At 62.9% G+C, this 20,177-nt stretch carries 21 protein-coding genes; 6 read left to right on the plus strand and 15 right to left on the minus strand.

The window, feature by feature from the left end; all coding sequences use genetic code 11:
- Positions 1 to 313 precede the first annotated feature (313 nt).
- Together IHQ72_RS14595 and IHQ72_RS14600 are read right to left on the minus strand one after the other, a co-directional pair.
- A complete protein-coding gene (locus IHQ72_RS14595) occupies positions 314 to 1,180 on the minus strand; it encodes an alpha/beta fold hydrolase (protein WP_258123066.1) in 867 nt (288 codons plus the stop codon).
- Positions 1,177 to 1,779 (minus strand): TetR/AcrR family transcriptional regulator, encoded by a 603-nt coding sequence (locus tag IHQ72_RS14600; RefSeq protein ID WP_258123067.1) that lies wholly within the window; start codon positions 1,777 to 1,779, stop codon positions 1,177 to 1,179. The genes IHQ72_RS14595 and IHQ72_RS14600 overlap by 4 nt, the downstream gene beginning before the upstream one ends.
- A 118-nt stretch (positions 1,780 to 1,897) precedes the next feature.
- Between IHQ72_RS14600 and IHQ72_RS14605 the strand changes: the two genes are divergently transcribed.
- Entirely contained in the window at positions 1,898 to 2,899 is a 1,002-nt protein-coding gene (locus IHQ72_RS14605) for an NADP-dependent oxidoreductase (protein ID WP_258123068.1), read from the plus strand.
- A 42-nt stretch (positions 2,900 to 2,941) separates the two neighbouring features.
- On the opposite strand, the gene IHQ72_RS14610 is transcribed toward IHQ72_RS14605, so the two are convergent.
- From IHQ72_RS14610 to IHQ72_RS14640, 7 genes are all read right to left on the minus strand, one after another.
- Positions 2,942 to 3,670 carry an amino acid ABC transporter ATP-binding protein gene (locus IHQ72_RS14610; RefSeq protein ID WP_258123069.1) on the minus strand — a complete coding sequence of 243 codons (729 nt, stop codon included), beginning with the start codon at positions 3,668 to 3,670 and terminating at the stop codon, positions 2,942 to 2,944.
- A gap of 28 nt (positions 3,671 to 3,698) precedes the next feature.
- Positions 3,699 to 4,373, minus strand: a complete 675-nt coding sequence (locus IHQ72_RS14615) for an amino acid ABC transporter permease (RefSeq protein ID WP_258123070.1) — start codon at positions 4,371 to 4,373, stop codon at positions 3,699 to 3,701.
- The gene (locus IHQ72_RS14620; protein WP_258123071.1) at positions 4,370 to 5,041 is read right to left on the minus strand and encodes an amino acid ABC transporter permease; all 672 of its coding nucleotides are present in this window, start codon (positions 5,039 to 5,041) and stop codon (positions 4,370 to 4,372) included. The genes IHQ72_RS14615 and IHQ72_RS14620 overlap by 4 nt, the downstream gene beginning before the upstream one ends.
- Before the next feature lie 81 nt (positions 5,042 to 5,122).
- Positions 5,123 to 5,911: an ABC transporter substrate-binding protein gene (locus IHQ72_RS14625; RefSeq protein WP_258123072.1), complete on the minus strand. Its 789-nt coding sequence runs from the start codon at positions 5,909 to 5,911 to the stop codon at positions 5,123 to 5,125.
- Between the two features lie 110 nt (positions 5,912 to 6,021).
- A complete protein-coding gene (locus tag IHQ72_RS14630; RefSeq protein WP_258123073.1) occupies positions 6,022 to 7,185 on the minus strand; it encodes a saccharopine dehydrogenase family protein in 1,164 nt (387 codons plus the stop codon).
- Positions 7,182 to 7,703, minus strand: coding sequence for an Lrp/AsnC family transcriptional regulator (locus IHQ72_RS14635; protein ID WP_258123074.1), 522 nt, complete (start codon positions 7,701 to 7,703; stop codon positions 7,182 to 7,184). The genes IHQ72_RS14630 and IHQ72_RS14635 overlap by 4 nt, the downstream gene beginning before the upstream one ends.
- A gap of 179 nt (positions 7,704 to 7,882) precedes the next feature.
- Positions 7,883 to 8,806, minus strand: coding sequence for a LysR family transcriptional regulator (locus IHQ72_RS14640; protein ID WP_258123075.1), 924 nt, complete (start codon positions 8,804 to 8,806; stop codon positions 7,883 to 7,885).
- A gap of 92 nt (positions 8,807 to 8,898) precedes the next feature.
- Here IHQ72_RS14640 and IHQ72_RS14645 point away from each other — a divergent pair, with 92 nt between their 5' ends.
- Complete coding sequence (locus tag IHQ72_RS14645; RefSeq protein ID WP_258123076.1) at positions 8,899 to 9,729, plus strand: NAD(P)H-dependent oxidoreductase; 831 nt, start codon at positions 8,899 to 8,901, stop codon at positions 9,727 to 9,729.
- 49 nt (positions 9,730 to 9,778) lie between these two features.
- Here the strand turns inward: IHQ72_RS14645 and IHQ72_RS14650 are convergent, their stop codons facing one another.
- From IHQ72_RS14650 to IHQ72_RS14670, 4 genes are all read right to left on the minus strand, one after another.
- Positions 9,779 to 10,504 (minus strand): 3-keto-5-aminohexanoate cleavage protein, encoded by a 726-nt coding sequence (locus tag IHQ72_RS14650; protein ID WP_258123077.1) that lies wholly within the window; start codon positions 10,502 to 10,504, stop codon positions 9,779 to 9,781.
- 135 nt (positions 10,505 to 10,639) lie between these two features.
- Positions 10,640 to 10,879, minus strand: a complete 240-nt coding sequence (locus IHQ72_RS14655; protein ID WP_258123078.1) for a hypothetical protein — start codon at positions 10,877 to 10,879, stop codon at positions 10,640 to 10,642.
- A gap of 26 nt (positions 10,880 to 10,905) precedes the next feature.
- A complete protein-coding gene (locus tag IHQ72_RS14660) occupies positions 10,906 to 11,760 on the minus strand; it encodes a tetratricopeptide repeat protein (RefSeq protein ID WP_374120353.1) in 855 nt (284 codons plus the stop codon).
- Positions 11,654 to 13,222 (minus strand): tetratricopeptide repeat protein, encoded by a 1,569-nt coding sequence (locus IHQ72_RS14670; protein WP_374120354.1) that lies wholly within the window; start codon positions 13,220 to 13,222, stop codon positions 11,654 to 11,656. The genes IHQ72_RS14660 and IHQ72_RS14670 overlap by 107 nt, the downstream gene beginning before the upstream one ends.
- Between IHQ72_RS14670 and IHQ72_RS14675 the strand changes: the two genes are divergently transcribed.
- Positions 13,205 to 13,438 (plus strand): hypothetical protein, encoded by a 234-nt coding sequence (locus IHQ72_RS14675; RefSeq protein WP_258123079.1) that lies wholly within the window; start codon positions 13,205 to 13,207, stop codon positions 13,436 to 13,438. The genes IHQ72_RS14670 and IHQ72_RS14675 overlap by 18 nt on opposite strands.
- A 29-nt stretch (positions 13,439 to 13,467) precedes the next feature.
- On the opposite strand, the gene IHQ72_RS14680 is transcribed toward IHQ72_RS14675, so the two are convergent.
- Both IHQ72_RS14680 and IHQ72_RS14685 read right to left on the minus strand, forming a co-directional pair.
- The gene (locus IHQ72_RS14680) at positions 13,468 to 14,823 is read right to left on the minus strand and encodes a sigma-54-dependent transcriptional regulator (protein ID WP_258123080.1); all 1,356 of its coding nucleotides are present in this window, start codon (positions 14,821 to 14,823) and stop codon (positions 13,468 to 13,470) included.
- 13 nt (positions 14,824 to 14,836) lie between these two features.
- A complete protein-coding gene (locus IHQ72_RS14685; RefSeq protein ID WP_258123081.1) occupies positions 14,837 to 16,711 on the minus strand; it encodes a sensor histidine kinase in 1,875 nt (624 codons plus the stop codon).
- Positions 16,712 to 16,934: 223 nt separating this feature from the next.
- On the opposite strand from IHQ72_RS14685, the gene IHQ72_RS14690 reads away from it, so the two are divergent.
- The 3 genes from IHQ72_RS14690 (at position 16,935) to IHQ72_RS14700 (ending at position 20,177) form a co-directional block, all read left to right on the plus strand.
- Positions 16,935 to 18,266: a dicarboxylate/amino acid:cation symporter gene (locus IHQ72_RS14690; RefSeq protein WP_258123082.1), complete on the plus strand. Its 1,332-nt coding sequence runs from the start codon at positions 16,935 to 16,937 to the stop codon at positions 18,264 to 18,266.
- Between the two features lie 440 nt (positions 18,267 to 18,706).
- Complete coding sequence (locus IHQ72_RS14695) at positions 18,707 to 19,771, plus strand: glycosyltransferase family 2 protein (RefSeq protein WP_258123083.1); 1,065 nt, start codon at positions 18,707 to 18,709, stop codon at positions 19,769 to 19,771.
- Between the two features lie 97 nt (positions 19,772 to 19,868).
- Positions 19,869 to 20,177, plus strand: a complete 309-nt coding sequence (locus IHQ72_RS14700; RefSeq protein WP_258123084.1) for a HigA family addiction module antitoxin — start codon at positions 19,869 to 19,871, stop codon at positions 20,175 to 20,177.

Consider the following 20,177-nt stretch of genomic DNA (forward strand, 5'->3'; position numbering starts at 1 on the left):
TGGCGACGTTCGGCTGAAGACGCCGGCCACGGCAGGGTGACGTTTTAACGTCAAAATCCAATCACTCTGAACGTTCGACCCTAAGCGTTCACGAGCCACCGGCCAACTCATGCGCCGTTTCGGAAGTCGGCTCGCCCTGCAGGCGTTCAAGCTTGCATTTGCAGACGGCAGCTGGTCGTCACCCGATGGATCGGACCAAGCGGGCCGCGCTAGAGCGACGTGCGTCCACTTGGACGCACAAAGTACGCTCTAGCACTTCTGAATCTATGCATCGTGCTTTCCGAAAATCGATTCCGATTTTCGGGCCGATGCGCTAGGCCTCAAGGAAGTCCAGGGCCTTTTCCACGAAGGCGCCGTGATACTGGAAAATGGCCGTATGCCCGCCGTCCTCGTACAGGACCAGCTCGGCATTGGGAAAGCGCCGTGCCATGTCGACGGAATTGCTGGTGGGCACCATTCTGTCGTGATCGCCATTCACCACGAGGACCGGGTGCCGGATACGCGACAGGTCGGCAGGGCGCTCCTGGCCAAAGGCACGGACCGCCTTGAGCTGCTGGTTGAAGGCGCCGAGCGCGATGGGCTTGTCGCGGTCATTGGTCCGTTCCTTCAATCGCTGCAGAAACTCGCGCGCCGCCTTCTTGCCGTTGGGGCTTCGGGTGAAGAAGAGGTAGTTCTTTGGGTCCTTGATGGTCAGCGCGGCGCGGATCATGTCGAAGATGGTGACGAACGTCACCCTATCGATGCCGGTACCCCCGGCTGGGCCGGTTCCCGCGAGGATGATCTTGCGAACCAGATTAGGCTCCAGCTGAACAATCGCCTGGGCGATGAAGCCGCCAAGAGACAGGCCGAGCAGATCGACCTGCTCGAAACCGAGGGCCCGGACGAAGGCGATCGCGTCGCGGGCCATCGCCTCCACCGTGTTGGGAGTGGACCCGCCTGATGCACCAACACCACGGTTATCGAAGGTGATAACATGCCGCTTTGCGGCAATGCCGTCGACGACCCGGGGATCCCAATTGTCTAGAACCGCACTCAGATGGGTAAGAAAGATCACCGGTATCCCGGTTGTGGGCCCGAGCTCCCGGTAGGCGAATTTCGTACCGCCGACGTCGACCGTTTTCGTCGGCACGTCCCTGTGTTTGACGATCGCGGCAGGTCGCGACAGATGATGCACGTTCATGATGGTTTCCTTTCTTCTGGCTTGTCGTTCTCGCGGGGCTGGAGCAGCGCCTTCGCCGCCACCGCGCCTGCCTCAAGAATGCGATCGGACAGTTCGGTTCCGTTCACCGCGCGGGACAGCTCAAGCGTGCCTATCAGGGTCGCGAAGACGCCGAACGCGACACCTTCGGGGTCGCGAGCGTCGGGCGTAAGTTCGGCCGCCACCTGGCGTACGAGCTTGAGCAGGTGTTCGGCGTAAACTTGGCGCGTCTCGACCGGCTCACGCGCAATTTCGGGCAATAGCGCGGCTGAAGCGCAACCTTTGCCAGGGTTGTCTCGGTGTTCCGCTGACAGATACGCGTCGATGGCCATTGACGGGCCACCGGTGGCCAATAGTTCCTGAATCTGGGTCGCCTGAACCTCCAGGGCGGCCGCAACGCTCTCACGCACAAGCGCCGCCTTAGACGGAAAATGGGGATAGAAAGCTCCATTGGTCAGTCCCGCCTCGCCCATGATGCCGGCGAGACCTGATGCAGCGATGCCGTCGGAGCGAAACCGTTCGGTCGCCACATCCACGATCCGCTGCCGCGATGCGTCCTTCCTGCCCTTCTCGTAGCGCATGTTTTTCCCCTTCGATCAGCTATTGCATTACGATCATATTATCATTAAGTGATCGTAATGCAATAGGGCGACGCATCGGAGATGGCACCCCGGGTCTCCTCAATTTGGGAAAGCTACAATGAAGGCCTTCATCGTCGATCGATACGCAAAGAACGCTCGCCTCCGGCTTGGAGAAGTTCCGGAGCCGGAAGTCAGGGAGAATGACGTGCTGGTGCAGATCCATGCCGCCAGTCTCAATCTGCTGGACTCCAAGATCAGGGACGGAGAATTCAAACTCATCCTGCCTTATCGCCCGCCCTTCGTTGCAGGCCATGACATGGCCGGAACTGTCATTCGCGTCGGGTCGAAAGTCCGACAGTTTAAGCCGGGCGACGAGGTCTACGCGCGACCGCGCGATGGTCGGGTCGGGGCTTTCGCCGAGTACATCGCCATAAACGATGCGGACGTGGCCCTGAAGCCGAAGAACCTCAGCATGGAAGAGGCTGCGTCCATTCCCCTGGTCGGGCTGACCGCTTGGCAGGCGCTGGTTGAAAGAGCGAAGCTGAAGAAAGGACAGAAGGTCTTCATTCAGGCTGGTTCCGGCGGAGTGGGGACATTCGCCATTCAATTGGCAAAGCACCTCGGCGCGACGGTCGCCACGACAACAAGCGCGTCCAACATGGATATGGTCAGGAATCTGGGCGCCGATGTCGTCATCGACTACAAGAAGGATGACTTCGAGAAAGTCCTTTCGGGCTACGATGTCGTCCTGAACAGCCAGGACAACAAGACGCTCGAAAAGTCGCTGCGTGTGTTGAAGCCAGGTGGCGTTGCCGTTTCGATCTCCGGTCCGCCCGATCCCGAGTTTGCCAGGGAGAAGGGTCTGAGCATGGTGCTGAGACTAGTCTTGCGCCTTTTGAGCGCCGGCGTCAGGAGGCGAGCCAAACGCGCAGGTGTCCGATATTCGTTCCTGTTCATGGCGGCCAATGGGGAGCAGTTGACCAAGATCACGTCTCTCATCGAAACGGGCGTCATCCGCCCGGTTATAGATCGCGTCTTCCCGCTTGAGCAGACCAATGAGGCCTTGGCCTACATCGAGCAGGGCCGCGCCAAGGGCAAGGTTGTCATCAAGGTGAAATAGCCTTGCAAGGCTTCAGGCGGCGAACCTTCGCTTCCGGCAATCCTAATGCCGCAGGATCTTGCTCAGGAAGGCGCGGCTGCGGTCGGTCTTGGGATACGAGAAGAACTCGTCGGGCGTGCCGCTCTCGACGATGGCGCCGGCATCCATGAACACCACGCGCTGGGCGACCTTGCGGGCAAAGCCCATTTCGTGGGTCACCACCATCATGGTCATGCCTTCCTCGGCCACCGCGACCATGACGTCGAGCACTTCCGAGATCATCTCGGGGTCGAGCGCCGAGGTCGGCTCGTCGAACAGCATGATTTTGGGGCGCATGCCGAGGCAGCGGGCGATCGCCACGCGCTGCTGCTGGCCGCCTGAGAGTTGCGCCGGATAGGCGTTGACCTTGTCGGCAAGGCCGACCTTGGCGAGCAGCTCGCGCCCGGCCTTTTCGGCTTCAGCGCGTGGGATCTTGCGCACATGGATAGGCGCCAGCGTCACGTTCTCGAGCGCGGTCTTGTGCGGATAGAGGTTGAACGACTGGAAGACGAAGCCGATCTCGGTGCGCAGCCGCGTCATGTTGGTGGCGGGGCCACCGAGGCGCTGGCCGTCGACCACCAGGTCGCCGTCGCGGATCGTCTCCAGACCGTTGATGCAGCGGATCAAGGTGCTCTTGCCCGAGCCGCTCGGGCCGCAGACGACGACCACTTCGCGCGGCTCGACGCTGAGCGTGATATCCTTCAGCACATTGAGCGGGCCGAACCATTTGTTGACGCCGCGAAACTCGATCATGCCGGTACCATTTTTGCGCGGTTCAACGTCACAACTGCACCTCGCCATGAGCCGCACCGATGCGCTGCTCCAACCGGCGGGCCAGCATGATCAGCGGATAGCAGACGATGAAATAGCCGAGGCCGACGAGGAAGAAGACCAGCAGGCCGTTCGGCACGCGCTGCACCACCAGCCAGCCGACGCGGGTGAGGTCGGTGAGCCCGATAGCCGAGACGACCGAGGAGTCCTTGATCAGCAGCACATATTGCCCGACCAGCGGCGGCAGCACGATGCGCATCGCCTGCGGCAGCACCACCTGGCGCATGCGCTGCCAACGCGACAGGCCGGATGCCAGCGCCGCCTCGACCTGGCCGGTCGGCACCGAACGGATGCCGGCGACGACGATCTCGCAGATGAAGCAGGCGGCCAGATTGGTCAGCGCGATGATGCCGGCGGTGAAGGCGTCCAACTCGATGCCGAGTTCCGGCAGGATGAAGAAGATCAGGAAGATCTGCACCAGGAACGGCGTGCCGCGGATCAGGTCGACCCAGGCGCCGATCGCGCCGCTGATCAGCCGGTTTCCGCCGGTCCGCAGGATGCCGAGGCCAAAGCCGATCAGCGTGCCCAGCACCAGGCTGATCAGCGACAGCACCACGGTCATGCCGAGGCCGCGTAAGGCGAGGGGATAGCTGCCGGCGAGGATTTGCAGCTGCTGCCAGATCATGTCCGTGCCCCCGCTAGGCCGAGCCAGCGCCCGGACAGCGCCGCCAGTCCCTTCAGCCCGTAATAGAGCAGCAGGTAGAAGGCGGCGATGGTGATGAAACCTTCCGCCGGCATGAAGCGGTCGGAGGCGAGCAATTGCCCGGCGCGCGTCAGTTCGGCGACCGCGATCAGCGAAAGCAGAGCGGAATCCTTGACCAGCACGATCGCCTGGCCGAGCAGCGGCGGGATCGTCACCTTGAACGCCTGCGGCAGGATGACCAGTCGCATGCGCTGGATATAGGTCATCCCCGAAGCGACGCCGGCCTCGACCTGGCCGCGCGGGATCGACAGGATGCCGGCGCGGATGATCTCGGCGACATAGGCGCCGCTGTTCAGCGACAAAGCGAGGATGCCGACGACGAGCTCAGGCAGGATGATGCCGAGCCGCGGCAGGCCGAAATAGAGGAAATAAAGCTGCGCCAGCAAGGGCGTGGCGCGCACCGCGTCGATATAGGCCTTGGCCGGCATGCGGAACAGCCGGCCGCGCTGCAGGTTCATCGCGGCGAGCACGATGCCGATGGCGAGCGCGCCGGCAAAGGCGAGGACAGACAGCCACACGGTCGTGACGAGGCCCTGCCCAAACAGGGGCAGATATTCGACGATGGTGCGGAAGCTGAAATTTTCGAGCATCGCTGGAAGGGGTCCCTCGGGCGGTCAAGCGGCTTCGCGAAGCGCCGAGGCGCACGCGAAACCGCTCGGATCTACCGCTGCTTAGTGGTCTTTCTTCCAGTCGTCGGAATTGACCCAGTAGTCGAGGTTCTTCTGCAGGCGGCCATCGAGGCTGACCTGGTCGAGGAACAGGTTCATCCAGGTCAGCAGATCCTGCTCGTCATAGCGCGTGGCGAAGGCCAGCGGCTCCTTCGACAGCATGTCCGGCATGATGGTGAAGCTGCCGGCCGGGTAGGCGGTCGACTGGCCCTTGACCGCCGAGACGTCGTTGACGCCGCAATCGGCCTGGCCGTTGTTGACGGCGTCGAGCAGCAGCGGGCCGCCACCCTTGTAGCTCTTGATGTCGGCGTCGGGGAAGGCCTTCGTGGCCTCTTTCTCGCCGGTGGCGCCGAGCAGCACGGCGATCTTGGTGCCCTTGGCCTTGCAGTCCTCGGTGGATTTGAACTTGCCGTCGGCCTTGGTGAAGACGGTGCTGCCGGTGTACATGTAAGGCTTGGTGAAGGCGACCTTCATCGCCCGCGCCAGCGTCGGCGTCATGTCGGCGACCAGAAGATCGGCCTTGCCCGACAGCAGCGCCGGGATCAAGCCGTCCCAATCGAAATCCAAAAAGGTGATCTTCACGCCCATTTCCTTGGCCATCAGTTCGGCAAGCTCGACCGAACTGCCGGTGCGTTCGCCGGCGGCTCCGACCAGTGAGAAGGGAGGTCCCTGCGTCTGCACGGCAACGCGCAACTCGCCGCGCTTGGTGATCTCGTCGAGCGTTCCGGCACTGGCCGCGGCAGTGAGGCCGGCGAGCGCAAGGCCTGCGATGAAAAGCTTGGCAATCGTCATTGGGCATTCCTCCTTGTTGTCGTTTGTTATTTCACTTTGTTGTTCCACCCCTTGGGGGTGCTTTTTGAGCGGCAGCGCCGTTGCCGGCGGCGACCACCGTTCGAAAACTTTCAGTCCCAGTCGATCGTTTCGGATACGCGTATACCGCGCCGGGCCAGCTCATCGAGAAAGCGGCCGTCTGGCACATGCAACAGTGGGTTGAGCAGGCCGGGCTCGGTGATTTCGCCCCGCGCCAGCATCTGCGCTACGATGCTTGCGGGATAGCCGACGCCGAGGCTCATCCCGAACAGGCCGGATGCGAGGTCGCGTTCGATGATCAGGTCTGATGTCACCGTCTTGCGGCCGCCGCCTTGGGTGCCTGAGAAGACATTGCGCATCACGCAAAGGTCCTTCTCATCTGCGCCATATTGCAGTTGCGGGCCGAGCAGTCGGCCGAGAAATTCACGTGGGCTGGCGCCAACGCCAGGCACCTTGTCTTCGGATAGAAAGCCAAGCTCCTTCAGCGGCGCCCAGAACGCCGACCAGCCCGGCCAGCGCAGCGAGTAGCGGCCGGAGCGCTGCAGCCCCTTGGCGGCGGCAAGCATGCCGGCATAATGCGATGCATCGCCGTTCGGGAAGGCTTCCAGCCTGCCCAGCCCCGCGACCTCGATCTCGTGGATAAAGCGATTTTCATGTTGCTGGCCGGCCGGCACATCGACCCGCTTGCCGTCCTCGACCAGCACGCTGTCGCGGTTCTGGCTCATCAGAACCATGTCGAAGTTCCAGCTCACCTTGTAGCACAGCGGCTTGGCCATCGCCTTCGGCTCGGGGATACCGCCACAATAGGAATCGATCGCGGTGATGGCGTCGAACTGCCTTGCAGCGCGCGCGTAGAGCACGAGGTCGATTCCGGGGTCGAGCCCGCATTCGGTCACGATCGAGACGCCGGCCTCTTTCGCCGCCGGCGCAAGGTCGGCGATCGTCTTGCCGTAATTGGTGGTGACCAGCGGCGTGCGCGTCGCGATCGCGGCCTGCACCGCCTCGCGCATCAGCGGCTGCGGCAACAGGTCGATGGCGGCGTCGACACCCGTCAGCACCTCCGCCAATACTGGAGCGATTGCGCCTTCAGGCACGACGAAACGCACGCGGGCAAGATCGGTCAGGCCGCCAAGACGTGCTGCCCCATGCGGCGCTGTATCGACGCAGACGACTTCTTCGACGCCGGCGCTAGCGACGAGATCGGCGATCGCCGCCCGGCCTTGCAGGCCGAGGCCGCCGAGAACCGCGATCTTCATGGCATTTCCTTTCGGCCAGTTTCGTCGCGCTTGGTCTCGTCCGACCAGCAGCCTTCCGGCAGGCTGACCCATTTGTTGCAGGAGGCCATGACGACGAACGTCTCGCTGCGCACGACTTCGCCCGGTTCGCCCGCGCCGGGAATCAGCTCGCTGGTGACGCGGTAGAGATCGGCGACATCGCCGGCCACCGTCACGTCGACGATGATGTCGAAGCGTCCGGTGACGACGGAGGCCGAGTTCACGAAAGGCAGTTCGGCGATGCGCTGCGCCAGTTCCCGAGCCCGGCCTCGGCCCTGCGCATTGATGCCGACGATCGCCGAGATCAATTCTGGGCGCTCGGTCAGGTTGAGCAGCCCGACGATCTTGAGCAGGTTGCGGTCAAGCAGGTTGCGTAGCCGCATGCGCACCGTCGGGACGGAGACGCCCATCTTCTCGGCGAGCCGATTGACGCCAAGCTGCGCATCCTGCGACAGCAGCTTGACAAGTCGCCGGTCGGTCTGATCGAGATGTTCCCGCAAACACTCAAGCTTTCATAAATGAAAAGAAATGATGGAGTTTTCTTTCTGATATGAAAATAGCTTAGGGTGTTTCTTTTGAAATCGCAAGAGCGTTCGGCCGTCTGTCAACAGGGCCGGACGGTGTATCTCGGAAGACGGGAGGGTTTTGCCGGTGCCGTAGCCGACCGAGGGCATGCCGACTAACGCGGTTTCTCGATCCCCGGAATGCCGCCAATCCGCTCGGCGAGAAAAACGACCAGCAGCCGGACCCTGGCAATGCCCGCGCGCTCCGGGACGATCAGCATGCTCAGCGGTACGGGAGGCGGGGTGTAGTCCGGCAGGATCACTTCCAGCCGGCCGGCGGCGAGGAGATCGTCGACAAGCCAGTGATGGGCAGGTGCGATGCCGCGCCCGGCGACGAGCGCTTCGCGCGCGGCAAGCCCATGGTCGATCCGAAATCGGCCGCCAAAAGGCACCGCATGGCGTTCGCCGCCCGGCCCCTGCAGGGCGAGCGTGTCGCTTCCTGCGATGTTCGACATCCGGATGCCTTCATGGCCAGGCAGGTCCTGCGGGACAGCCGGTCTGCCCCGCGCCGCCAGATAGGCTGGTGCTGCCACCAGCAAACGCCGGGACTGGCCTAGCGCCCGCAGTTTCATCGAGCTGTCGGTGAGCGGACCGAGGCGAAGCGCGATGTCGACGCCCTCCCGCACGAGGTTGATGCGCTCGTCGGTGAGGCTGAGATCGATCCCGATGTCGGGATAGCGGTCCTGAAAGGCGAAGATCAGCCGGCTGATGTGCAAGACCCCGAGCGCCGCAGTGCAGGATATCCGGATCGTGCCGGCCGACGCGCCGCGGGTGCCCCGCGCTTCATCGCCGGCCTGCTCAACGAGGCGCAGGATTTGGACGGCGTCGGCATAGTAACGGCTGCCTTCATCGGTCATCATGACACGCCGGGTGGTCCTGCTGAGCAAGGCCACGCCGACGGCCTCCTCGAGCTCGCGCAGATGCCGTGTGACCGTCGACTGCCCAATTCCGAGTTCGCGCGCCACCGCCGAGAGGCTGCCGCGCTCGGCGACGCGAACGAAGGTGCGCATGCGCTCGAGTGTGACGTCAGACCTATCCATTATTCGGCATAATCTTATGCATTGCTCAGATGTAGCGGATCATCCCGGGGCTGGCTACCTTCAGCGCCATCATCCTTCTTCGGAGTTGACCCATGAAAGTCCTGCTTGTTTTTGCTCATCCTGAACCGCGTTCGCTCAACGGCGCACTGCGTGATGTCGCCATCAGGGAACTCGAGACCCAGGGCCACGAGGTGCGGGTGTCGGACCTTTACGCCGATGGCTGGAAAGCCGAGGTGGACCGCGCCGACTTTCCGTCGTGGCAGCCAGAAGCACGCTTCCTGCCGGCTGGGGCATCAAAAAAAGCTTTTTCGACCAACACGCTAACCGAAGATGTTAAAGCAGAGATCGACAAGTTGCTGTGGGCCGACACGCTGATCCTCCAGTTCCCGCTGTGGTGGTACGCCATGCCGGCGATCCTCAAGGGCTGGGCCGACCGGGTGTACGCCTACGGCTTCGCCTATGGCGTCGGCGAGCACAGCGACAAGCGATGGGGCGACCGCTTTGGTGAGGGAACGCTCGCCGGCAAGCGCGCGATGCTGATCGTGACCACCGGCGGCTGGGAGGAGCATTACTCCGCCCGAGGCGTCAACGGCCCGATCGACGACCTGCTGTTTCCGATCAATCACGGGATCCTCTACTATCCGGGCTACGACGTGCTGCCGCCGTTCGTGGTCTATAGAGTGGATCGTTTCGGGGAGGCCGATTTCGAGCCCGTCGCGGAGCGGCTGCGCGAAAGGATGCGGACGCTCGAGACAATCCGGCCGATTCCCTATCGGCAGCAGAATGGCGGTGACTACCACATCCCGAGCATGCAGCTCCGCCCCGAACTGGGCGATCCGGGCGCGACGGGCTTCGCGCTTCACGAGGATCGCGCCGGCGCCAAGTCGGTGACGCCACGTTCGACTTTGCGGGACGTGGCCTGACGCAGGATCCCGAAAGATCGGGCAAGGCGCCCGAAACCTATGGGATGAATCAGCGACTGGCCCGGAGAATCGCCACCGCAGCAGCCGTCAGTGCGGCATTGCCCCATGCCGTAGTGCCGTCCGGAAGCGCCTTGCCGTCTTCCAGCCCGACGCGCGTCGACCAGTTGCGCTCCGCCGCCCTGCGCACGAACGGCCACACTGTGGCGTCGGCGCCGTGCAGCAATATGGCGCGACGCACCCCGGCGTGGTCGAGCACCGCCGCGATGCCGTCGCAGACCTCCAGCGCCGCGTCCAGCTCCTGCTCGGAAATCTCGATCAGGATGCGCAGCACCTGGCTGCCGCGGTCGAGGCGGACCAGGCGCTCGGCATCAGTGACGGAGGCGAGCCCGGCCTCGATGCCGACGCCGCGCTGCCGCAGCCGCTCCATGACCTCGGGCGCGGCATCCTCGCTCAGATTGACCGACGCGTAGTCGGGCAGCTCGCCCCAGCCGGCGATCGCCGCCAGCGTCCGCTCGTCGTCGTTCTCGATCCAGGTGCCGGTCGACACGCCGATCAGCGTTCCCGGGCAGGCGCGCCGGAGCGCCAGCACGGTCGGGTTCATCGCGTCAGGTGCGAGGCTTTCGCGGCCATCGAGCCCGCGTGCATGGACGTGCAGCTCGGCGGCACCGGCAGCCACGCAGGCGGCGCCGACCCGCGCCATGGCTTCCGCGTTAAGCGGCAGTTGCGGGTGGAAATCGGCGCTGCGCGCGCCATTGATGCAGGTCTGGACAATCATGGACGTGCGCCCGGTTGCGGTTGCTCAGTCTAGCGCAGGGCCGCGAAGATCGGAAACTCCTCCGGGATGCATTCCTTACAGATGGCCTTACAGATGAGCGCGGTCCGGCCTGAATTAGTTTGGCAGGGTTGGGCTCTAAGGCCGCATGCCGAGTTCGCGCAGGGCAAGCCTGGCAGCACGGTATTCGTCGAAATTCCTAGGGCAAGTGCCGACCGCGATCTTGTAAAGCCGCAAGGCTTCATCGTCGTGTCCCTGAAGCCGATTGAGTTCGGCAGTATAGAAATTGGCCTCACATACTTGTCCAGTTTTCGTGGTCACATCCAAGTCATCGGCAGCCGCCAGCACCGCGGCTGGCGTCTGTTCCCCAAGCAGCATGTGAACCACCGGCGCTGGCCATTTCGTCATGTCGAGCTTGCTTGCCGCTTCCCGCAAATAGCCCGCCATGGCATTGCCCGTTTGGCCATATCAAGCCAGATCGCAACATAGATATCATCGGGCTCGAGCTTTGCTGCCTGCTCGAAATCGGCTTGTGCCTTGGCAAGCCCGCCGGAATAGAAATTGAGAATACCTCGACCCAAGTAGCCGTAGACATATTTGGGATTAAGGCGGATCACCGTGCTGTATTCGGCAATGGCCCGGGCATTGTCACCCTTGGCAGCCCAAATCAGTCCTCGATTCTTGTACGCATCGATGTTTTTGGGATCGAGACTGATCGCCTGGTTGTAATCGATCATGGCGCGATCGTCGTCGCCCTTGGCGGACCACGCCATGCCTCGATTGTAATGAGCATGGGCGTTTTTCGAATCGAGGCTGATAGCCTGATCGAAGTCGGCCATTGCGCGGTCGACGTGACCCATGCGTCTCCAGGCCAGTCCTCGATTGCTGTAAGCGTCGGCCTGTTTCGGATCGAGGTCGATTGCCTTGTCGTATTCGGCGATAGCGCGCTCAGTTTCGCCCTTGCTGAACCAGACGAGGCCTCGACCGTTGTGGGCTCCAGCATGTTTCGGATCGAGCCTGATCGCCTTGTCGTAATCGACCAGGGCCTGGTCGAAATCGCGCTTGTGCATACGGGCCAAGCCTCGATTCACATAGGCGTCGATCTGCTTCGGCTCGATGCGTATGGCCTGATCGAAATCGGTGATTGCGCCGTCATAGTAGCCTTTGCTTAGCAAGGCAGCGCCCCGGCTGTTGTAGGCGTCCGCGTATTTCGCATCGGCGCCGATCGCGTGATCGTAGTCGGCGATCGCCGCGGTCATAGTCGCCCTTCGCGGCTCGCATCAGGCCTCGATTCCGGTAAGCGTATGCGTATTTCGGGTCGAGGCCGATCGCTTGAGAAAAATCAGCGATCGCTCGGTCGCCGTCGCCCTTGTGTGACCAGGACATACCTCGGTTGTTGTAGAAGATTGGCTCCCTCGGATTGATGCTGATCGCCCGGTCAAAATCGGCAATGGCGAGGTCGTATTGCTCCTTGTTGTACAAGGCCAAGCCGCGGTTGCTGTAGATCTTGGCATTAGTCGGATCGAGCCGAATTGCTTGGCTGTAGTCGGCAACGGCGCGGTCGTTGTCGCCCGTTGCTGTCCAGGTGTTGCCTCTGTTGTAGTAGGCATCGCCAAATTTCGGATCGAGCCTGATCGCTTCGTTATAGTCGGCGATGGCACGGCCATTGTCGCCCTTATTGGCCCACGCCAGACCTCGGTTGGAATAGAAGATGGCATTTTTCGGATCGAGGCTGATCGCCTGGTTGTAGTCTGTAATGGCGCGGTCGTGCTCGCCCTTCTCAATTAACAGCAGTCCTCGGTTGTTGTAGGCGTTTACGAATTTCGGATCGAGCGTGATTGCCTGTTCATAGTCGGCGAAGGCGCCGTCACTGTCATTTACGCTGGCTCGAGCTACGCCTCGCCCATAATAGGCTTCGGCCTGCTTCGGATCATTGCTGATCGCTTCGTCATAGTCGGCGATTGCCTGTTGATAGTCGCCCTTGTAGGCCCTAGCAGCGCCTCGATTCGTATAGGCATATTCGGTTTTGGGATTGAGGCTGATCGCTTGGCTATAGTCGGCGATGGCGCGGTCGTAATCGCCTTTGTGTGTCCAGGCCACCCCTCGACCATTGTAGGCGTCGCCCTGTTTCGCATCGAGGCTGATCGCCTGGTCGAAATCGGCGATGGCACGATCAAAATCGTTTTTGCGTGTCGAGGCGAGACCCCGATTGGCATAGGCTTGGGCGTTTTTGGGCTCGAGGCGGATCGCCTGATCGAAGTCAGCGATGGCACGAATATCATCCCCGTGGTATGCCCAGTTCAAGCCACGGCTGTTATAATATTTGCTGACGCTGGGAGCGAGGCCGATTGCCCGGTTGTAATCCGCGATGGCGTGGCTGAAATCGTGTTTGTTCGACCAGGTGACACCCCGGTAAAAGTAGTATTCGGCATTGTTCGGATTGAGGTCGAGCGCCTTGTCGAAATCGACAATGGCACGGTCATAGTCCGCCTTTACGCCCCAGCTATTGCCGCGCAGGAAATAGGCGGTGCTAAGCTTGTCGGCGGGTCCACTCCCGCTCTCGATGATCTGCGTGCAGGCCTCGATTTGCCGGATGGTCCCGACGGCTTGACCAACGCAGTCCGCAAAATTTTGGTCAACCGGGGCACAAGATGCCATTGCCAGCAAGACGATAACGCCCGTCAGTGCCCGCCAGAAAAAACTATGCCGTTCTCGAAACATGCGCCCACCCCCGCCAGCCTATGGGTCATCATCTCATGGAAATGGCAAATGGATATTTACTTATCGCAGGAAGGCTTGAGCCAATCGAAGGTGCGGCGAAGCCTCGCGTCCCGTTCCACGCCAAATCCGCTTTTGGCAGGAAACGGTTGGTTGCGCGCGCTGTTTCACCCATATGACGGCCACACCGTCGGCGTCATCTTCCACGACGCGAAGTAGCCGAGCCGCTCGGCCGAGGCGCCGGCCCCTTATCTGGAAAACTCGCTGCGCACGATGCCGTGGCGCTGGAGCTTGTCGTAGAAGGTCTTGCGCGGAATCCCCAGCGCTTCGATCGTGCGCCTGACATCGCCCTCGTTGCGGCCAAGCGTCTCGCGGATGATGTCGGCCTCGTAGCGCTCCAGCCGCTCCGGCAGCTTCATGGCGGCATCCGGCTGGGTTGGGGCAGGGGATGGCGCTCCGGCACCTTCCTCCAATCCAAGCACAAACCGCTCGGCGAAATGCGCGAGTTCGCGCACATTGCCCGGCCAGTCATGCTCCCTGAGATGGCGGTGCACCGAGGCCGGCACCGCCGGCACCGGGCGCCGGAAGCGGGCGGCGGCGCGCTCGGCGAAATAGAAGAACAGCAGGGCGACGTCGTCGCGGCGCTCGCGCAGCGGCGGGATGGAGATCGTCACCACGTTGAGCCGGTAGTAGAGGTCCTCGCGGAACGTGCCGCGCTGGTGCGGGTCGCCGAGATCGACCTTGGCGGCCGCAACGACGCGCAGGTCGACGGGTCGCATTTCGTTGGTGCCGAGCGGCGTGACCTCGCGCATCTCCAGCACGCGCAGCATCTGCACCTGTGTCGAGACCGGCATGCTTTCGATCTCGTCGAGGAACAGCGTGCCGCCGCTGGCATGTTCGATGCGGCCGATCCGCTTCTTCTGCGCGCCGGTGAAGGCGCCCGCCTCATGGCCGAACAATTCGCTCTCGATGACCGTCTCCGGCAGCGTGCCGCAATTCAGCGCGACGAAATTGCCCTTGGCGCGGCGGCTCCAGCGATGCAGAAGGCTGGCCACCACCTCCTTGCCGGAACCGGTTTCGCCGGTCACCAGCACGTCGACATCGGTGTCGGCGATCTGGCGCAGCGTGCGGCGCAGCCTTTCCATTGCCGGCGTCTGGCCGATCAGCGGCAGGCCGTCCTGCGCCTCTCCGGCCGCCTCGCGCAAGGCGCGGTTTTCCATGACCAGGCCGCGCTTTTCCGCGGCGCGGCGCACGCTCTGCACCAGCCGGTCGGCGGCGAAGGGTTTTGTGATGAAGTCATAGGCGCCGTCCTTGATCGCCTTGACCGCCATCGCAATGTCGCCATGCCCGGTGACGAGGATGACCGGAATGTCCGCGTCCAGCCGCAGGATGCGGTCGAAAAGTTGTAAGCCGTCGATCTGAGGCATCCGGATATCCGACACCACCACGCCGGCAAAACCGGCGTCGAGCCTGGCCAGCGCCTCGGCCGCCACCGAAAAAGCCAATACCGAAAAGCCGGCAAGCTCAAGCGTCTGCGCGGTGGCCTTGAGAAGGTCGCTGTCGTCATCGATCAGGATGACCGGCGCTGCGTCGTCGTTCGTCATGCTGCCTTGGCCATTACGCTGCTTTCAAGAGATGGATGGTGAAGCGGGTGCCGCTGTCGTTGCTCGAAACCTCGATGCGTCCGCCATAATCGGCGACGATATCTTTCGAGATGACGAGGCCAAGACCGAGGCCTTTTTCCTTAGAGGTGTTGAACGGCGTGAACAGCGATCTGAGAATCCCTGGCGGAATGCCCGAGCCGTTGTCGGACACGCCGACCGTCACGCTGTCCGCCGTGTCCTCGACCGAAACCCGCACATGAGCGTCGTCGCGGCCTTCCAGCGCTTCAAGCGCGTTCTGGAAGAGGTTGATCAGCACCTGTTCGAGCCGGACCCGGTTGCCCATGACCTTGAGGCTCGGTGGCGGCAGGTCGATGGCCAGGGCGTCGAGCCGGCCGGCGAAGCGGCTTCTCAAGAGCACCACGGCGCCCTCGATGACACCGCGCAACTCGACAGGCTCGGCAGCGGTGCGGCCCTTGCGGGCAAAGGCCTTCAACTCCTCGGTGATGGTGCCGATGCGTTCGGTAAGTGCTGCGATGGCGCCGAGGTTTTCCTCGGCAGGCGCAGTCTGCTTGCGGTCGAGGAAGACGCGGGCGTTGTCGGCATAGGCGCGGATGGTGGCGACCGGCTGGTTGATCTCATGGGCGACGCCGGCGGCAACCTGGCCGAGGATGGCGAGGCGGTTGGCCTGGACAAGGTCCTGCTGCACCACCTGCAGCTTGGCCTCGGTGCTGCGGTGGCCTGATATCTCGGCCTGCAGCCGGTCGCGGGCGCGGCTCAGATCCTCGGTCCGTTCGACGACGCGGCGTTCAAGCTCGGTGCGCGCCGCCTGTTCGGCTGCGATCCGCATCTGCGCCGACTGCCGACGCCACAACAGATACGCAGCAAGGCCGAGCAACGGAACGATGACGCCGAGCGCAAGGAGCCGCATTTCACGGACCGCGGCGGCGATCGGCGCCTCGGCCGGGACGAGATAGTCGAGCCGCCAGGGGGTCGAAGGAACCGGCGTGGAAAGCCTGAGATATTCCGCATCGCTGCCGCCGGGCGTCACGGCATGGACGATCGACATGTCCGGGCTAAGCGCCTGCGGGCGCGTGATCGGCAATGGCATCAGCAGTGCATCGCCGAACTGCTGGCTGTCCTGGATGGCGGCAAGATCAGGCCCGGCAAGCCGTGTCGTCGTCATGAAGCGCCAGGACGGCACGCTGGTGATCAGGACGACGCCATGCTCGTCGCTGACATAGGCCGGGCGGTTCGCCTCGTGCCAGTCGGCTTCGAGCTGGTCGAACTCCGCCTTGACGACGACGACGCCGAGCGGTGCGGCAGCATCGCCGACGCGTCGCGAGATGTAGAGGCCGGGGCGTTTGCTGACATTGCCGAGCGCAAAATATTCGGCGGTTCCGGATTGCATCGCCCCGGAGAAATAATCGCGGAAGCGGTAGTCGTTGCCGACGAAGCTGATCGGCTCGCGCCAGTTGCTGGAGGCGATCGCCAGCCCGTCGGTGCCGATGACATAGAGCACCGAAGCCTTGGTGCCGGAGACCAGCCCTTCGAGCTTGCGGTTCAGCACATCGATTGCAGCGGCGTGTTTCTGCGCCAGCGCGTCTCGGACCTGCTGGTCTTCCGACAGCAGCAGGGGCAGGGCGCGTGGGCTTTCCAGCACGGCGCGCAGCAGCGCGACCTTCAGATTGGCATCGGTGCGGCCTTGCGCCGCCAGCGCCCCGACCTCCGTGGTGCGGCCATAGAGACCGGCGCCGTAAAGTGCGGCCGTGGCGATCGCAAGGGCGATGGCCGCAAACAGCAGCCAGGCATGGCGCGCTCGCCTGCCGAGTTGCTCGGGCGTCGACGGCAAGGCAGCGGCGGGGCGTTGCAGCATCACCCATTTGTGCATGATTTCGCACAAAGCACAATTCGGCCACGCGAATATCCGCACTTTCTGGATACGAGGCGAAGCCTTGCGTTCGAGAATAGTCAATAAAATCAGATTGATGGTCTCTTCCGCGCGGTCTGGCACGGCAGTTGCAAACGCAAATTCAGCGGTCGCGAGGCTGCTGGGGGTCAATGCAATCGCTCCGGGAGGTCGAGCTTTCGATCGGAGCACAATGGAGGACGTCATGCAGACAGCATTCGCTGCCGCCGAGCCGCGCGGCAAACTTCCCTTCTACCGGCATCTCTATGTGCAGGTGCTGGCGGCGATCGCCGCCGGCGTGCTTCTCGGCCATTTCTATCCCGAAACCGGTGAGGCGATGAAGCCGTTCGGCGACGCCTTCATCAAGCTGGTGAAGATGGTGATCGCGCCGGTGATCTTTTTGACGGTGGCGACCGGCATCGCCGGCGTTTCCGACCTGCAGAAGGTGGGCCGCGTCGCCGGCAAGGCGATGATCTACTTCCTGACATTCTCGACGCTGGCGCTCGTCGTCGGCCTCGTCGTGTCGAACGTCGTGCAGCCGGGCGCCGGCATGCATGTCGATCCGGCCACGCTCGACGCCACGCAGGTGGCGACCTACGCCGAAAAGGCGCACGACACCAGCATCGTCGGCTTCCTGCTGAACATCATCCCCGACACGATCACCGGCGCTTTCGCAAAGGGCGACATCCTGCAGGTGCTGTTTTTTTCGGTGCTGTTCGGGCTCGCCCTGGCACTGGTCGGCGATCGCGGCCGCCCGGTCGTCGATTTCCTGCAGGCACTGACCACGCCGATCTTCCGCCTCGTCGCCATCCTGATGAAGGCCGCACCCATTGGCGCCTTCGGCGCCATGGCCTTCACCATCGGCAAATACGGCATCGGCTCGATCGCCAACCTCGCCATGCTGATCGGCACATTCTACCTGACGGCGCTGCTGTTCGTGCTGGTGGTGCTTGGCGCGGTTGCCCGCTACAACGGCTTCTCGATCCTGGCGTTGATCCGTTACATCAAGGAAGAGCTGCTGCTGGTGCTCGGCACCTCGTCCTCGGAAGCGGCACTGCCGGGCTTGATGGCCAAGATGGAGCGCGCCGGCTGCAACCGCTCGGTGGTCGGGCTGGTCATCCCGACCGGCTATTCCTTCAACCTGGACGGCACCAACATCTATATGACGCTGGCCGCGCTGTTCATCGCGCAGGCGACAGACACGCCGCTCACCTTCGGTGACCAGATCCTGCTGCTCGCCGTCGCCATGCTGAGCTCCAAGGGTGCCGCCGGCATCACCGGTGCCGGCTTCATCACCCTCGCCGCGACGCTCTCGGTCGTACCCACGGTGCCGGTCGCCGGCATGGCGCTGATCCTCGGCGTCGACCGCTTCATGTCGGAATGCCGGGCGCTGACGAACTTCGTCGGCAATGCGGTGGCGACCGTGGTCGTGGCGCGCTGGGAAGGGGAACTCGACCAGACCAAGTTTGCCGCCGCGATGGCCGGCGACTTGCCGGAGGAAGCTGACCTGTCGCTGCCAGGGCTTCAGGCCGCCTGACTGTTCAGGTCTGCGACCATACAGACCCGGAGCCGGCTCGCCGGCTCCGGGAAGAGCGCCGGCCTTCGTCTGAAACGCAATGCCAACCCTGTTTTTTGGCGCAGGGCTTGCCCCGGCCGCATTTGAAGCTCAGTATCCACCTGCCTTCATTCGTCCGCCTCGATCCCGACCTGATCGCGATCGAGGGCGAGACATTCCGTCGGGCTCGGCTGCGACCGGCCGAAAACCGTCGGAGCTTTTGCTGCCGCCGACCACGACCTTGACCAAGGCGGCAGCCCTCGAAGGCATGGCGGCCTCAATACGAAGTCGCAAAGAGACACGTGACCCGTCTCCTGCTGGAAAGCGCAGGCCTTTCTCTCAGGAACTCGTCGCGCTTGAAGAGGGGGCAGGCCCGTGAGCGGGTTTTGCCGAAACCAAAGCAAGATGCGAGGTCAAATGCGATGCAGTCTGTTCCGAGAATTCCGGTATCCATCATCATCCCGAACTACAATTACGCGCGTTTTCTCAAACGCAGCATCGACAGTGCCCTGGAGCAGGACTACGCGGATGTCGAAGTCATTGTCGTCGACGATGCATCGCAGGACAATTCCACGACAATCATGAAATCATATGGGGACAGGATCCTCGCCTGCCCGCGAGCGCAAAATGGCGGGCATGCCGCCGCGTTCAACACCGGCTTTGCGGCAAGCTCGGGCAAGATCGTCCTGTTCCTCGACGCCGACGACTTTCTCTATCCGACCGCCATTTCCAGGATCGTCGACGTCTGGGACGCGGCAACCGCCCAGGTGCAGTCCAGGTTGCATATCGTCGACGAACGACAACGCATCAAGGACGTCTTTCCGCCGCCCGAACTGCCCTTCGACAGCGGTGACGTCATGCCGAAACTCCTGCACAAGGGCCGCTATCAGACGACTGTGACCAGCGGGCTGGCCTTTGACCGAACAACCCTCGAATCGATCATGCCGATTCCCGAGCCGGAGTTCCGCCAGGGCGCCGATGGCTATCTTGCAACGCTGGCACCCATGTACGGGCACGTCCGGTCCATCGACGAATGCCTCGGCGCCTACCGGATCCACGGCGCCAACCATTCGGTCTTCGGTGAAAAGCTCGCCGAGCGGGCACGCTGGAGGGTAACCCACGATTTCCGCCGCATGCAGGCGCTGTCGGACCAGGCTTCCGGGATCGGCCTGACCATTGTGCCGTCGGAGGCTGTCCGCCACGATCCGGTCCATCTGGAAGAGCGGCTGGCGTCGCTGTGCGCAGACAAGCGCCAGCACCCCGTGGCCAATGATTCCCGGCTGGCGCTCGGGGCGGCGGGCGCCGTGGCCAGCCTCGAAATGACGGCGTCCCTGCGCCGGCGCGCCGTCCTTGCCGCCTGGTTCCTGTCGGTCGGGGTGTTGCCGCGGAAAATGGCGACGGCGGTGCTGTCGTGGAAGCTTGACGCGTCGTCGAGACCGGCATTCCTTAGCCGTCTGTCGAAGACCATTCGCCACGCCATGGGATAGGGCGATGCCGTGTCATAGCTCGGCCAGGTATTCGGTCCGGTCCGGCAATCCAATACAACTAAGGGACATGGCGGCCCAAACCAAAGGATAATCAACCATGACCTCTTATGAGCCGAAAAGGCCGATCGAGCGCTGCCCCTCCCATCCCGGCGCGCTTCTCGATGACATTATTCCCGCAACCGGCAAGACCAAGGTGGAAATCGCCAACCTGCTCGGGATCTCGCGCCAGCAGCTTTACGACATCATCCGTGAGAAGAAGCCAGTGTCGCCGGCTGTCGCCGCCCGTCTTGGAAAGATGTTCGGCGACGGCGCCGCGATCTGGCTCAGGATGCAGGCCGGCTACGATGCCTGGCATGCTGAACGCGAAGTAGACGTCAGTGCCATTCCAAGGCTGCATGGTGCCTGA

This window comes from Mesorhizobium onobrychidis (genome assembly GCF_024707545.1).
Taxonomy (GTDB): Bacteria; Pseudomonadota; Alphaproteobacteria; order Rhizobiales; family Rhizobiaceae; genus Mesorhizobium; species Mesorhizobium onobrychidis.